Annotated in this window: 12 protein-coding genes; 5 read left to right on the plus strand and 7 right to left on the minus strand. The window is 72.1% G+C overall.

Annotated elements, in window-relative coordinates; translation table 11 throughout:
- Position 1: 1 nt before the first annotated feature.
- Positions 2-799 (minus strand): AfsR/SARP family transcriptional regulator, encoded by a 798-nt coding sequence (locus HEK131_RS21300; protein WP_244336589.1) that lies wholly within the window; start codon positions 797-799, stop codon positions 2-4.
- 282 nt (positions 800-1081) lie between these two features.
- On the opposite strand from HEK131_RS21300, the gene HEK131_RS21305 reads away from it, so the two are divergent.
- Together HEK131_RS21305 and HEK131_RS21310 are read left to right on the plus strand one after the other, a co-directional pair.
- Positions 1082-2053 (plus strand): LLM class F420-dependent oxidoreductase, encoded by a 972-nt coding sequence (locus HEK131_RS21305; protein WP_217464870.1) that lies wholly within the window; start codon positions 1082-1084, stop codon positions 2051-2053.
- A 113-nt stretch (positions 2054-2166) separates the two neighbouring features.
- Complete coding sequence (locus HEK131_RS21310; protein ID WP_244336590.1) at positions 2167-2949, plus strand: hypothetical protein; 783 nt, start codon at positions 2167-2169, stop codon at positions 2947-2949.
- A gap of 33 nt (positions 2950-2982) precedes the next feature.
- Here the strand turns inward: HEK131_RS21310 and HEK131_RS21315 are convergent, their stop codons facing one another.
- Positions 2983-3411 (minus strand): DUF6299 family protein, encoded by a 429-nt coding sequence (locus HEK131_RS21315; protein ID WP_217464872.1) that lies wholly within the window; start codon positions 3409-3411, stop codon positions 2983-2985.
- Between the two features lie 173 nt (positions 3412-3584).
- On the opposite strand from HEK131_RS21315, the gene HEK131_RS21320 reads away from it, so the two are divergent.
- The gene (locus HEK131_RS21320; RefSeq protein ID WP_244336591.1) at positions 3585-4397 is read left to right on the plus strand and encodes a PaaX family transcriptional regulator; all 813 of its coding nucleotides are present in this window, start codon (positions 3585-3587) and stop codon (positions 4395-4397) included.
- Between the two features lie 298 nt (positions 4398-4695).
- On the plus strand, positions 4696-5145 hold the full coding sequence (locus tag HEK131_RS21325; RefSeq protein ID WP_161146874.1) for an ATP-binding protein: 450 nt from the start codon (positions 4696-4698) through the stop codon (positions 5143-5145).
- Here the strand turns inward: HEK131_RS21325 and HEK131_RS21330 are convergent.
- The 3 genes from HEK131_RS21330 to HEK131_RS21340 all read right to left on the minus strand — a co-directional run bounded on the left by HEK131_RS21330 (position 5108) and on the right by HEK131_RS21340 (position 9036).
- Positions 5108-6553 carry an amino acid permease gene (locus HEK131_RS21330; RefSeq protein WP_217464874.1) on the minus strand — a complete coding sequence of 482 codons (1446 nt, stop codon included), beginning with the start codon at positions 6551-6553 and terminating at the stop codon, positions 5108-5110. The two genes, HEK131_RS21325 and HEK131_RS21330, sit on opposite strands and share 38 nt — an antisense overlap.
- A gap of 109 nt (positions 6554-6662) precedes the next feature.
- Positions 6663-7691, minus strand: a complete 1029-nt coding sequence (gene argF, locus HEK131_RS21335; RefSeq protein WP_161146872.1) for an ornithine carbamoyltransferase — start codon at positions 7689-7691, stop codon at positions 6663-6665.
- A gap of 121 nt (positions 7692-7812) precedes the next feature.
- Positions 7813-9036, minus strand: coding sequence for an arginine deiminase (locus tag HEK131_RS21340; protein ID WP_244336592.1), 1224 nt, complete (start codon positions 9034-9036; stop codon positions 7813-7815).
- 214 nt (positions 9037-9250) lie between these two features.
- Between HEK131_RS21340 and HEK131_RS21345 the strand changes: the two genes are divergently transcribed.
- Complete coding sequence (locus HEK131_RS21345; RefSeq protein WP_217464876.1) at positions 9251-10618, plus strand: alkaline phosphatase PhoX; 1368 nt, start codon at positions 9251-9253, stop codon at positions 10616-10618.
- 24 nt (positions 10619-10642) lie between these two features.
- Here HEK131_RS21345 and HEK131_RS21350 read toward each other — a convergent pair whose 3' ends face one another.
- The gene (locus HEK131_RS21350; protein ID WP_244336593.1) at positions 10643-13186 is read right to left on the minus strand and encodes a polynucleotide kinase-phosphatase; all 2544 of its coding nucleotides are present in this window, start codon (positions 13184-13186) and stop codon (positions 10643-10645) included.
- A complete protein-coding gene (locus HEK131_RS21355) occupies positions 13183-14658 on the minus strand; it encodes a 3' terminal RNA ribose 2'-O-methyltransferase Hen1 (RefSeq protein ID WP_244336594.1) in 1476 nt (491 codons plus the stop codon). Before HEK131_RS21355 ends, HEK131_RS21350 begins: the two co-directional genes overlap by 4 nt.
- Positions 14659-14706 lie beyond the last annotated feature (48 nt).

Below are 14706 nucleotides of genomic sequence, written 5' to 3' on the forward strand. Positions count from 1 at the left end.
GTCACCAGCGCGATCGCCGGCGCAGGGCCGCGTCCCCGTCCCCGGCCCAGCGCACCCGGGCCACCAACTGGTGCAGCCGCTGGGTGGGGCACAGGCCCAGCTCGTCGCGCAGCCGCCGTACGTACCGCTCGAAGTGGTGCACGGCCTCGGACGGGTTGCCCTCCGCCAAGTAGGCGCGGATCAGGGAGGCTTGGCTGCTCTCGCGCAGCGGGTCGGCCTGGACGGCCGCCTGGGCGGCGACCACCGCGCCGGCGTACTCGGTGGCGTCGATGAACGTCTCGGTCAGGGCCTCCAGTGCGTGCAGCCGCAACTGCCGCCAGTGATCGGCCTCCAGGAGCGCCCACTCGTCGTACCAGCCGGGTAGCAGGTCGGCGGAGAGCTGGTCCACGGTCGCCGTGCTGAGGCCGAGTGCCATCGCCGGCACACAGGGGTCGAGGAGGTGCTGGGCCAGCATCCGGGCGTCGTGGACGTCCACCGTGACGTCGGGTGCGAGACGCACGTCCGTCGCGGTGATGTCGAGCGCCCTGGTCCCGAGCCCGCGCAGCCGGCACAGCGCCGCCCGGAGGTTCGTGTACGCACAGTGCTCGGGAACCTTGGGCCAGAGGCTGCCCGCGATCAGGGACCGGGGGACGGGGGTGCGGTGGTTCAGTGCCACGAACGCCAGGAGTCGCCGGGAGCCCACCGGGGCCGTCACCGGGACATCGTTGACGATGAGGTCGAAACCACCCAGGAGAGCGATGCGTACGGAGGGTTTGATCTGTACGACTCTGGACGCGGTGGCTTGGTCACCTGCGGTCATAACTCGCCTCAGCGCGTAGAGGGATCAGCCGCGACACGCGTGCCCCGGCCGTGCGGTCGCTGCTCAGAGGGCTGACGACCCGCAGAACTCGCTGTGGAACCAGCTTGCTGTGGCTGCCTGGGTTTGTCTAATTGTGGCAATTGCCACACTTTGGAGCCCCTGGCGCCCGGGGGTATCCGGGGCTCTCGACCCCCGCTCTCCGCCTGCTCAGCTCCCGTTCCCCGCCCTTTTACACCCGTTTTCCGCCCGTTTTCCGTCCGTCACAACGGGGACTCGTGGTCCATGGTGCGAATCGGATACACGATGATGACCGAGCAGGCCGGGCCGCGTGAGCTGGTCGGCCATGTGGTCCGTGCCGAGGAGGCGGGCTTCGACTTCTCCGTCACCTCCGACCACTACTTCCCCTGGCTGCGCTCGCAGGGCCACGCCCCGTACGCGTGGAGCGTGCTCGGCGCGGCCGCGCAGGCCACGTCGCGGATACCGCTGATGACGTACGTGACCTGCCCGACCTTCCGCTACCACCCGACGGAGGTCGCGCAGAAGGCGGCGACCCTGCAACTGCTCGCCGAGGGCCGCTTCCGGCTCGGGCTGGGTTCCGGGGAGAACCTCAACGAGCATGTGGTGGGCCAGGGGTGGCCGGCGGTGGACGTACGGCACGAGATGCTGGAAGAGGCGGTGGAGATCATCCACGCCCTGTTCGAGGGTGGCCATGTCACCTACCACGGCAAGCACTTCGACGTGGAGTCGGCCAAGCTGTGGGACCTTCCGGACCCGCCGCCGCCCGTCGGGATCGCCGTCTCGGGCGAGCAGTCCTGCGCGCTGGCCGGTCACCTCGCCGACCTGGTCATCGCCACCGAGCCGAAGAAGGAGCTGCTGGAGGCGTTCGACCGGCACGGCGGCACCGGCAGGCCCAGCGTGGGGCAGCTCCCGGTCAGCTTCGACTCCGACCGCGACACCGCGATCCGGCGCGCGCACGACCAGTTCCGCTGGTTCGGCCTGGGCTGGAAGGTCAACTCCGAGCTTCCGCACCCGGATTCGTTCGAGTCGGCGACCCGGTTCGTGACCGAGGCGGACGTGGCAGCGTCCATCCCGTGCGGTGACGATCCGCAGGACTTCGTGGAAGCGGTACGGCCCTTTGTGGAGGCCGGTTTCACGGAGGTGGCCCTGGTCCAGATCGGCGGCCACACCCAGCCCGCCTTCATCGACTGGTCGGAGAAGACGCTGCTGCCCGCGCTGCGCCACGCCTTCGGCTGAGCGGCGGCTCGATCCGTCCGGCGCCAACCCCCTCGCACCACAAGGCCGTTTGCCGTCGCCACCCGCTGAGCAGTAACAGACAGCGGGGCCTTGTGGCAGCCTCAGGGGGGCGTATGGCGTACGTGATCGTGGTGCTGTTCGCGGCGGCGCTGGCCGGCTGGGCGGTCCTCGCCCGGGCACGCAGGTTTCCGGGCAGCCTCGCCCTGGCGGTCCTGCCGAGGCATGCCGAGGACCGGCGTCCGCTGGCCCAGGCGCGGGCGAACGTGCGCACGCTGGAGCAGACGGCCCGCTCGGAGGAGTCCCTCGCGCGGTCCGAGCTGGCGACGCTGGAGCAGAAGCGGGAGCGGGACCTGCGCGGCGCGGAGCAGCGGGTCGCCTCGCTGGAGAAGCCCGGCCGGGGCAGGCGGCTCGGTGCGCTGGGCGAACTCACCCTGTACGAGCACGTGCTGCTGAAGCAGTCCACGACCGGGGCCAGGCGCACCCTGCAACTGGCCGACCTCCGGGTCAGGATCGACTCCGGCGACAGTTGCTACTACCTCTACGTCCTCAAGGCCGACGGCACCCCCGAGCGCACCGGCTACCCGCGCCGCACGGGCGAGGGCGACCAGGCGACGGGGTACACCGAGGACCGGGTGCGGGACTTCGGCGACGCGGTGCAGAGCGCCGTGGCCAAGGAGAACGTCTTCCGGGCGACCCTGCCCGATCAGTTGAAGCAGGCCCAGCGCGACCATGAACTGCTGGAGCAGGACACCGAGGACGTGGACCGGGCCCGCAAGCGGCTGGGCGAGATCCGCGCCCGCAACAAGGACAACCCCCGTCTCGTCGAGGCGCGTGCCGAGCTGGAGGCCGCCCGCCTGGAGTGGCGGCGGCACACCGGGCGGATGCCCCCGCCGTAGAAGGTGGGGCGTCCGCCCGGTGCCCGCCGGGGTTCAGCTCCCGACGAGGGTGATGTCCCGGTCCTCCACGGCGTGGAAGACGGGCACCAGCAGGGGCGCGCCGGGGCGCAGCTCCATCACGTCGGCCTGGACGTGCGCGGTGCCCGCCTTCAGCGTCTCCGAGGAGACCTTGCCGGAGTTCTCCCAGCGGTGCTCGGCGCCGTCGCAGCGGGCGGCGCCGCCGCCGATGCCGTGGCGGACACGCGGGTCGGCCTGGCTGACGGAGGAGCTGACGAAGACGGGGCCGGTGCCGGGCAGGCAGCGGTAGGTGCCGGAGAGGGTGACCGTGCCGTCGGCCGCGAGGCGGGCGGTGGCGTCCACGGTGACGCTCTCGGCCGGGGCGGCGGTGGCGGCGGGTGCGGCGAGGGCGCCGAGCAGGGCGGCCGCGCCGAGCGTGGCGGCGAGGACGGGGCGTACGGGCATGAGGTGCCTCCCGGTGTCGGGTGTGGGGGCTCCACAGGTACCGGCGGCGCCCCTGACCGGCGGCGAACGTCACCCCATCGGTGGCGCGTCAATGGGCCGGGCGCAGTCCTCCCCCGTTTTCCGCCGCGGACCTCCGCACCGATGGTGACCAGCAGGTATGCCGAAGATCTAAAATGATCAACGTGTCCGAGCAGCACGCCCCCAGGTCCCTCATCGTCACGCTCTACGGGGCGTACGGCCGTTCCGTACCGGGCCCGATGCCCGTCGCCGAGCTGATCCGGCTGCTGGCCGCGGTCGGGGTGGACGCGCCCTCGGTGCGCTCCTCGGTGTCGCGGCTCAAGCGGCGCGGACTGCTGCTGCCGGCCAGAACCGCCAGAGGCGCGGCGGGGTACGAGCTGTCGGCGGAGGCGCGCCGGTTACTGAGTGCCGACGACCGCCGTATCCACGCCACCGGGCCCGCCGAGGACGCGGGCTGGGTGCTCGCGGTGTTCTCGGTGCCCGAGTCGGAGCGGCAGAAGCGCCATGTGCTGCGCTCCCGGCTGTCCGCGCTCGGCTTCGGCGCGGCGGCCCCCGGTGTGTGGATAGCCCCGGCCCGGTTGTACGAGGATGCCCGGCACACCCTGAGCCGGCTGGGCCTGGCCGCCTACGTGGATCTGTTCCGGGGCGATCATCTGGGGTTCGCGCCCACCGTCGAGTCGGTCGGCCGCTGGTGGGACCTGCCGGCCATCGCCGGGGAGCACGAGCGGTTCCTCGCGGCGCACGGGCCGGTGCTGCGTGCCTGGGAGGGCCGGGCGGACACTCCGGCGGAGGACGCCTACCGGGACTATCTGCTGGCGCTGGACTCCTGGCGCCGGCTGCCCGGCGCCGACCCCGGCCTGCCCGCCCGGCTGCTGCCCGCCGACTGGCCGGGTGCCCGTTCGGCCGAGGTCTTCCGGGCGCTGCACGCACGGCTGCGGGACGCGGGCGCGGCGTTCGTGGGGGTGTGACCGGGGCGGCCGGTGACCGGCCGCTCGCTCCCCGGAATCGCGCGGCCGTGAGAGGAGTCCTCGCGCTGTGACTGTGGTCACGCGGCGGGGTCGGCGGCCCTGTGCGTGTGCCCGTCCCGTCACCGCTGTCACCGGTGATCGACAAGGACGTAACAGCAGGCACGGGAGGGGGTGGTGGGGCGTTCGACGAGGTGCGTGGTCGGGTATCGGGACCCATGGTGCGGGCCGGTGCCCGCCGACGGTTTCGATGGCCGGACCCGTACCATTTCCTACAGTCGAAGGCAGGACAGCCTGCTCCATGAACGGACTCGCCTTGCACGAACGCCCCGCCGAATCGGCCTCCTGGCGCATCGCGCTGCCGCACACCGCCGCGGCGGTGCCGGTCGCGCGTGCCCTGGTGCGTTCGGCCCTCGCCGAGGTGGAGCACACCGCCGACTGCGACACGGCGGAGCTGCTGACCGCCGAGCTGGTGGCGAACGCGGTGGAGCACACCGCGGGCAGTGGTCCGATCGAGCTGGTGGTGGAGCTGCGGCCGACCGGCTGCCAGGTCGAGGTGCATGACCCGGACCCGGCGCCGCCCGGCCATCTGACCCGCCCGGTGATCGAGGAGCCCGACCCCTGGCAGGAGGGAGGGCGCGGCCTGTTGCTGATCCGCGCCCTCAGTTCGTCCTGCGGTCACCGCCCCACCTCGTCGGGCAAGGCGGTGTGGTTCAGGCTTCCTGCCGTTCCCGCTCAGCGTTCGGCGTGACCCCGGCCGCCTGGGCGCGGCCCAGCGTGGAGTGCCGGCGCCCGTAGGCGAAGTAGACGCCGAGGCCCACCACGAGGAAGACCGCGAACTGCACCCAGGTCTGCCAGCCCGTCTCGTACATCAGGTAGAGGCAGAAGGCGACGCCGAGCAGCGGGGCGACGGGGTAGAGCGGCACCCGGAAGCTGCGCTCCAGGCCCGGCTCGCGGCGGCGCAGGGCGATCACTGCGATGTTGACGACGGCCATCAGGGCGAGCGTGCCGATGGTGCACAGGTTCACCACGGCGTCGAGCGAGGCGAAGGCCGCCGGGACGGCGAAGACGACCGCGACGATGAGCGTGCCCGCCACCGGGGTGGAGGTCTTCGGGGAGACCTTCTCGAAGACGCGCGGGATCAGTCCGTCGCGGGACATCGACAGCAGGATGCGGGTCTGGCCGTACATCACGGCGAGGACGACCGAGGCGATGGCGACGACCGCGCCGAAGGCGATGACCCCGCCGCCGATGGTGGAGCCGGTGACCTGGTTGACGACGTAGGACAGCGCGGCGGGGCGGTTGCCGACCTTCGGGGCGCCGATCGCGCCGATGGCGGCGAGCGCGACCGCGCAGTAGAGCAGGGTGACCAGGCCCATGCAGACGAGGATCGCGACGGGGATGTCCCGGCGCGGGTTCTTCGCCTCCTCGCCGGCCGTGGTGATCGCGTCGAAGCCGATGTAGGAGAAGAAGGCCGCGGTGGTGCCCGCGCCGATGCCGCCCAGGCCCGCCGGGGAGAACGGGGTGAGGTTGCCGTCCTTGAAGGCGCTGTAGCCGATGGCGCAGAACGCGAACAGGATGACGAGCTTCACGGCGGCCATGGCCGCGGTGGCCCGCGCGCTCTCCCGCACACCGCGGATCAGCAGCACGGCGGCCATCGCGATGACGATCACGGCGGGCAGGTTCACCACACCGCCGTCGCCCGGCCCGGCGGACAGCACCTCGGGGAGCTGCCAGCCGGTGAGGCTGTGCAGGAGTTCGTTGACGTACTGGCTCCAGCCGACCGCGACGGCCGAGATGGAGATGCCGTACTCCAGCAGCAGGCACCAGCCGACGAGGAAGGCGGTGGACTCGCCGAGACCGGCGTAGGCGAAGGAGTACGAGGACCCGGACACCGGTATCGCGCCGCCCAGCTCCGCGAAGGAGAAGGCGGTGAAGACGCAGGTGATCGCGGCGAGGACGAAGGAGACGACCACGGCGGGTCCGGCCTGCGCGACGGAGTCGGACAGGCCGACGAAGATGCCGGTACCGACGACAGCGCCGACACCGAAGCAGATGAGCTGGAAGAGGCCCATGGTGCGCTTCAGACCATGGCCCTCGCGGTCGGCACCGGATTCGGCGACGAGCAGTTGCGGGGACTTGATGCGGGGAGCGGGCATGCGGGTGGTGCTCGTTTCTGGTGGTGCGGACGGCCCGGTGAGGCCGCTGCGTCGGCGCGGCAAGGGGTGGGGCCAGGCCGTCGGTCAGGATAAGGCCAGGTGAGGTGGGTCACGCAAGGGTTTGTGACGTATCCCCGAGGGTGGCGACGAGCACGGCCTTGATGGTGTGCATCCGGTTCTCCGCCTCGTCGAAGACCACCGAGTGCTCGGACTCGAAGACCTCGTCGCTGACCTCCAGCTCGGTCAGTCCGTACCGTTCGTGGATCTCGCGGCCGATGGCGGTGCCGAGGTCGTGGAAGGCGGGCAGGCAGTGCAGGAAGCGCACGTCCGGGTTGCCGGTGGCGCGCAGCACGTCCATGGTCACGGCGTAGGGGCCGAGCAGGGCGATGCGCTCGTCCCAGACCTGCTTGGGCTCCCCCATCGACACCCACACGTCGGTGGCGACGAAGTCGGCGCCGCGCACGCCCTCCTTCACGTCCTCGGTGAGGGTGACGCGGGCGCCGGAGGACTCGGCGAGCTGCCGGGCCAGCGCGACGATGGTCTCGTCGGGCCAGAGCAGCCGGGGCGCGACGATGCGCACGTCCATGCCGAGCAGGGCGCCGGTGACCAGGTAGGAGTTGCCCATGTTGTACCGGGCGTCGCCGAGGTAGGCGAAGGCGATGCGGTCCAGCGGCTTGTCGCTGTGCTCGGTCATGGTGAGCAGGTCGGCCAGCATCTGGGTGGGGTGCCACTCGTCGGTGAGCCCGTTGTAGACGGGGACGCCCGCGTGCGCGGCCAGTTCCTCGACGACGCCCTGGCCGTGCCCCCGGTACTCGATGGCGTCGTACATCCGGCCCAGCACGCGGGCGGTGTCCTTGACGGACTCCTTGTGCCCGATCTGGGAGCCGGCCGGGTCGAGGTAGGTGGTGTGGGCACCCTGGTCGGCGGCGGCCACCTCGAAGGCGCAGCGGGTGCGCGTGGAGGTCTTCTCGAAGATCAGGGCGATGTTCCGCCCGGTGAGGTACCGCGTCTCGGCGCCGGCCCGCTTGGCCGCCTTCAGCTCGGCGGCCAGCGCGAGCAGCCCGCGGAACTCCTCGGCCGTGAAGTCCAGCTCCTTGAGGAAGTGGCGGCCGGTGAGGGCGGTCGGGACTGTCGCCATGGGGGCGCTCCAGGGGTTACGCGGTGCACTGACTCCGGAATTCTATACGAGTATCGGCATTTCTATTCGGCTCGCAGCATGATTATGCGGAGACTCACACGGCGGACCCGCCGGGACCCGCTCACACGGCGGCCCGCTCCACCGGGCAGCTCATGCAGCGCGGCCCGCCTCTCCCCCGGCCCAGCTCACTGCCCGGGATCTCGATCACCTCGATGCCCTGCTTGCGCAGATGCGTGTTGGTGGTGGCGTTGCGCTCGTAGGCCACGACGACTCCGGGCTCGACGGCGAGCACGTTGCAGCCGTCGTCCCACTGCTCGCGCTCGGCGGCGTGCACGTCCTGGGTAGCGGTGAGCACCCGGATCTCACCGAGGCCGAGGGCGGCGGCGATGGCCCGGTGCATGTGCTCCGGCGGGTGGTCGGTGACCTTCAGCTCACGCTCTCCGACGCCGGGCTCGATGGTGTACGAGCGCAGCATGCCGAGCCCTGCGTACTGGGTGAAGGTGTCGCCGTCGACCATGGTCATCACCGTGTCGAGGTGCATGAAGGCGCGCCGCTTGGGCATGTCCAGCGCCACGATGGTCCGCGCGGAGCCGGCCGCGAACAGCTTGTGCGCGAGCATCTCCACGGCCTGGGGCGTGGTGCGCTCGCTCATCCCGATCAGCACGGCGCCGTTGCCGATCACCAGCACGTCGCCGCCCTCGATGGTGGAGGGGTAGTCGGCCTGGCCGCGCGACCAGATGTTGAAGTCCTCCTTCCCGAACAGCGGGTGGTGCCGGTAGATCGCCTCGAAGTGCACGGTCTCGCGCTGCCGGGCGGGCCAGCGCATGGCGTTGATGGAGACACCGTCGTAGATCCACGCCGAGGTGTCACGGGTGAAGAGGTGGTTGGGCAGCGGGCCCAGCAGGAAGTCGTCCAGCTCCATGACGTGGAAGCGGACCGACGCGGGCTCGGGGTGGCCCGCCAGGAACTCCCGCTTGGTCATGCCGCCGACCAGGGCCTCGGCCAGTTCGGCGGGGGCCATCGCGTCGAAGGCGGTGCGCAGGTGGTCGGTGGCGAGCGGGCCGTACTCCTTCTCGTCGAAGACGCGGTCCAGGACCAGGGCCCGGGCCTCCGGGAGGGCCAGGGTCTCGGTGAGCAGGTCACCGAAGAGGTGCACGGCGACCCCCCGGTCGCGCAGGACGTCGGCGAACCCGTCGTGCTCGGCGCGCGCCCGGCGCACCCACAGCAGGTCGTCGAAGAGGAGGGCGTCCTTGTTGCTGGGGGTGAGGCGCTTGAGTTCGAGGTCGGGCCGGTGCAGGATCACCCGTTGCAGCCGCCCGGCCTCGGATTCGACGTGGAATGCCATGCCTTCATCCTGGCCGTCCGCGACCGGGTTCACGCGCTTCCCGACCGTTTCCGCGCCCTTGTTTCCGTCGTGGCGACGTGAAGCGGGGGCGGTCTCCCGCGGCGCGTGCTCGGAGAGTGACAGGTGGCGCACGCGTGGTTCCCGTGGTCCGTACCTGGTGGTACACACAGCGGGTGCACGTGTTCCTGTCCGCCAGCAGGAAGGTTGCTCCCGCATGTCCGCATCACGACGTCAGGTCCTGGCCTCCGCGAGCGCGGTGGGGGCGGGTATCGCCTTCACCGGAGCGTTGTCCGAGCTCTTCGCGGGCACCGCAGCCGCCCAGCCGCTGGGCCGCACCGGTTACGGCCCGCTCGTCCCCGACCCGGACGGTCTGCTCGATCTGCCGAAGGGGTTCCGCTACCGGGTGCTCTCCCGCGAGGGCGATCCCCTGCGCTCCGGCGAGGGTCCGGTGCCGTCCAACCACGACGGCATGGCCGCCTTCGCGGGCCGGGACGGCCGCACCCACCTCGTCCGCAATCACGAGAACCGCCCCACCGCCAGGATCCGCGTCCCCGCCGTCGAGGGCCTGACCTACGACCCCGAGGGCCACGGCGGCTGTACGGCCCTGACGCTGGACTCCCGCGATCGCGTCCTGTCCGAACGGGTCGCCATCGCCGGCACGGCCGTCAACTGCGCGGGCGGCCGCACCCCCTGGGACACCTGGCTGACCTGCGAGGAGACCGAGGACCGGGCGGGCGACAACGGCCACACCAAGGACCACGGCTTCATCTTCGAGGTCCACCCCACCGACCCGCACCGCACCGGCGCCGTCCCGCTGACCGCGATGGGCCGCTTCCAGCACGAGGCGATCGCCGTCGACCCCGGACGCGGTGTGGTCTACGAGACCGAGGACGCCTTCCTCAAGCCGTTCGGGCTGTTCTACCGCTTCCTGCCCGAGAAGCCGCTGGGCGGTGTCGGTTCGCTCCGCGCGGGCGGGCGTCTGCAGGCGATGCGGGTGCCGGGCGTGCCGGACCTGTCGGCGGTCCGGGAGACGGGAGCCGCCTTCGACGGCATCGAGTGGGTGGACGTCCCCGACCCGCTGGCCGCCACCACCCCGACCCGGCTGCAGGACTACGGCCCGCGCGGCATCACCCACGCGCAGAAGCTGGAGGGCTGCTACTGGGGCGGCTCCTGCGTGTACTTCGTGTCGTCCTTCGCGCACAGCGCGGAGGGCTCCGCCGCCGACCACTTCGGCCAGATCTGGCGGTACGACCCGCGACGCCGCCGCCTCACCCTGGTGATCGTCTTCGGCCCCGACACCGACGTGCGGTTGCCCGGCGAGTCCCCGGACAACATCTGTCTCGCCCCCAGCGGCGGCCTGATGGTCTGCGAGGACGGCAACGGCGCCCAGCACGTCTTCGGCGTCACGCGCGGCGGCGAGGTGTACGCGATGGCCCGCGGCAGGCAGAACACCGGCACCCCGGAGAAGCCGGAGTGGGGCGAGTTCGCGGGCGTCACCTTCTCGCCGGACGGCGGCACGATGTACGTCAACTGCTACACACCGGGCACCACCTTCGCGGTGACCGGGCCCTGGCGGAGGTAGGCCCCCGCCAGGGCGGCCGGTGGACTACAGGCGCGGGTCCACCGGCTCCGACTCCAGCGCGAGTACGCCGAACACCGCCTCGTGGACCCGCCACAGCGGTTCCCCGTCGGCGAGCCGGTCCAGGGCCTCAAGGCCGAGGGCGTACTCGCGCAGCGCCAGCGACCGCTTGTGGTTGAGGAACCGGCGGCGCAGCTTGGCCAGGTTCTCCGGGCGCGTGTACTCGGGACCGTAGATGATCCGCAGGTACTCGCGGCCACGGCACTTGATGCCCGGCTGCACCAGCCGGCCCTGCTCGTCGCGGACGAGGGCGCCGAGCGGCTTGACGACCATGCCCTCGCCGCCCCGGCCGGTCATCTCCAGCCACCAGTCGACACCCGCCCGCACCGACTCCGGGTCGCCGGTGTCGACGTACAGGCGCCGGGTGGTCTGGAGCAGGCCGGAGCCGTCGTGCTCCACCAGCCGGTCCAACAGGGCGAGTTGCTCGTCGTGCGGGAGCCCGGCCAGATTGCGGCCGCGCACCGCGAGGAGCTGGAAGGGGGCGAGCCGGACGCCCTCCAGGCCCTCGGTGGTCCAGCAGTAGCGGCGGTAGACGTCGGTGAACGCGGCCGCGTCGGCGGCGCGTTCACGCTGCCGGGTCAGGAGCGCGGACACGTCGGCGCCACGGGCCCCGGCCGCCTCCAGCGCGGCGAGCGCCGGCGGGAACACGGCGCCGGAGGCGGCGCCCACGGCGGCGTACTGGCGGCGCAGCAGTCCCTGCGCCTTGAGCGACCACGGCATCAACTCGGCGTCCAGCAGCAGCCAGTCGGTGTCGAGCCGCTCCCACAGGTCCGCCTCGGTGATCGCCGAGCGGAGCCGGTCGAGTATCTCCTCGGTCACCGTGCCGTCGTCGAAGAACGGGCGGCCGGTGCGGGTGTACAGGGCGCCCGTGGGCCCCTCGGGCACACCGAACCGCTCGGCGGCCGTCGCCGCGTCCCGGCACACCAGGACCACGGCCCGCGAACCCATGTGCTTCTCCTCGCACACCACCCGCTCGACCCCGTCCCGCGCGTACTGTGCGAACGCCTCGGCCGGGTGCTCCAGGTAGCCGTCCTCCTGGGAGGTGGGCGTCGGCGCCATGGTGGGCGGGAGGTACGGCAGCAGACGCGGGTCGACGGCGAAGCGGCTCATGACCTCGAGGGCGGCGGCCGCGTTCTCCTCGCGGACCGCGACGCGGCCCGCGTACCGGGTCTCCACACCGCCGCGGCCGCGTACGTCGGCCAGGTCCAGCGGCCGTCCGTCGTGGCCGCCGGGCGCGTCGACGCGCAGCGGCCGGACCGGCTCGTACCAGGTCCGCTCGGCGGGGACGTCCACCACCTCGCGCTCCGGCCAGCGCAGCGCGGTCAGCTTGCCGCCGAAGACGGCGCCGGTGTCCAGGCAGATGGTGTTGTTGAGCCACGTGGCTTCCGGGACCGGGGTGTGGCCGTAGACCACTGCGGCACGGCCCCGGTAGTCCTCGGCCCAGGGGTAGCGCACGGGCAGCCCGAACTCGTCGGTCTCGCCGGTGGTCTCGCCGTACAGGGCGTGCGAGCGGACCCGGCCCGAGGTGCGGCCGTGGTACTTCTCCGGCAGGCCCGCGTGGCACACCACGAGACGCCCGCCGTCGAGGACGTAGTGGCTGACCAGCCCGTCGATGAAGCGGCGCACCTCGTCCTTGAACTCCTCGCTCTCGCCCTCCATCTGGGCGACGGTCTCGGCGAGGCCGTGGGTGTGCTGGACGGTGCGGCCCTTGAGGTGGCGGCCGAACTTGTTCTCGTGGTTGCCCGGCACGCACAGCGCGGTCCCGGCCGCGACCATGCCCATCACGCGCCGCAGCACGGCGGGACTGTCCGGGCCCCGGTCGACCAGGTCGCCGACGAACACGGCGGTACGGCCCTCGGGGTGCACACCGTCGGAGTAGCCCAACTTGACCAGCAGCGACTCCAGTTCAGCGAAGCAGCCGTGGATGTCGCCGATGATGTCGAACGGGCCGGTGAGGTGGGTGAGGTCGTTGTACCGCTTCTCGGTGACGATGGTGGCGGCCTCCACCTCGGCCACCCCGCGCAGCACGTGCACCTTGCGGAAGCCCTCGCGCTCCAGGTGCCGCAGGGAGCGGCGGAGTTCGCGGGAGTGGCGCTGGATCACCCGGCGGGGCATGCCCGCGCGGTCGGCGCGGGCCGCGTTGCGCTCGGCGCACACCTCCTCGGGCACGTCGAGCACGATGGCGATGGGCAGCACGTCGTACTTCTTGGCGAGGTCGATCAACTGGCGCCGGGCGTCCGGCTGGACGCTGGTGGCATCGACGACGGTACGGCGGCCGGCCGCGAGCCGCTTGCCCGCGATGTAGTGCAGGACGTCGAAGGCGTCCCTGGTCGCGCTCTGGTCGTTCTCGTCGTCGGCGACGAGTCCCCGGCAGAAGTCGGAGGAGATCACTTCGGTGGGCGCGAAGTGCCTTCGGGCGAAGGTCGACTTGCCGGAGCCGGTGGCGCCGACGAGGACGACGAGGGAGAGGTCGGTGACGGGCAGCGCCCGTCCCGTGCGGGTCTCGGTCATGCGGCCTTCGCCTCCTTCTTGTCCTGCTCGGTGGTGTCGCGGTGGAACAGGGCCATCTGGGTGGGCGGTCCCACCTCGGGGTCGTCGGGCCCGACGGGGCGGAACTCGACGGTGTAGCCGTACCGTCCGGCGACCTCGGCCGCCCAGGTGCGGAACTCCTCGCGGGTCCACTCGAAGCGGTGGTCGCCGTGCCGGACGTGCCCGGCGGGCAGGCTCTCCCAGCGGACGTTGTACTCGACGTTCGGCGTGGTCACGAGGACCGTGCGCGGGCGGGCAGCGCCGAACACGGCGTACTCCAGGGCGGGCAGCCGGGGCAGGTCGAGGTGCTCGATCACCTCGCTGAGCACGGCCGCGTCGTACCCGGTGAGCCGCTTGTCGGTGTAGGTGAGCGAGCCCTGGAGCAGGTGGACGCGGGACGCCTGGCGCTCGCCCATGCGGTCCAGCCCCAGGCGCCGGGCGGCGATGGCGAGGGCGCGCGCGGACACGTCGACGCCGGTGATCTCGGTGAACCGCACGTCCCGCAGCAGCTCCCGCACGAGGTGGCCCTCGCCGCAGCCGAGGTCGAGCACCCGTGCGGCGCCGGCCTCGCGCAGTCCGGTGAGGATCGCCTCCCGGCGCTGCACCGCGAGCGGGGTGGACCGGGGTTCGGCCTCGGCCTCCGCCTCCACGGCGTTGTCGATGTCCTCGACCTCGCTGTCGTCGGTCTCGGCCAGGCGCACCAGCTCCAGCCGCTCCATCGCCTGCCGGGTCAGCGACCAGCGGCGGGAGAGGTAGCGGTTGGTGATCAGGCGGTGCTCGGGGTGGCCGGGCAGCCAGCCCTCACCGGCGCGCAGCAGCTTGTCGACCTCGTCGGGGGCGACCCAGTAGTGCTTGGCGTCGTCCAGCACCGGCAGCAGGACGTAGAGGTGGCGCAGTGCCTCGGCGAGGGTGAGCTTCTCCGACTCCAGCACCAGGCGGATGTAGCGCGAGTCGCCCCAGTCGGGGAACTCGGCGTCCAGGGCGACCGGTTCGGCGGTGACGTCCCAGCCGAGCGGGGCGAACAGGGCGCGCACCAGGTCCGGGCCGCCCTTCGCGGCGACGGCGGGCACCTCGATGCGCAGCGGCAGCGGGGCGGCGGCGCGCTCCGGGCGTGCCTTGCACACACCGCGCAGGGCGGTGGAGAAGACGGCGCTCAGGGCGACGGCCAGGAGCGAGGAGGCCGCGTAGGGGCGGTCGTTGACGTACTGGCCGAGGGCCGCGTCGGGGGCGCCGCCCCGGCCCTTGCCCTTGCCGCGCCGGATCAGCGCGATGGGATCGACCTCCAGCAGCAGCGCGGCCGTGCAGCGCTCGACCTCCGCCTCGGGGTAGAAGACGTGCGCGGTCCCGTGGGACGTGCTGAACGTCTGGGCGTTGCCCGGGTTCTTGTGCAGCAGATACCCGAGGTCGGTGGCGGGGACGGCGGCCGTGCCGCTCGTGGAGATCGTCAGGAACACATGAACGAGTCTCGCGGTAGGGAAGGCGCGTTGACCACCGCTTTTCCG

The organism is Streptomyces seoulensis, from assembly GCF_022846655.1.
Taxonomy (GTDB): domain Bacteria; phylum Actinomycetota; class Actinomycetes; order Streptomycetales; family Streptomycetaceae; genus Streptomyces.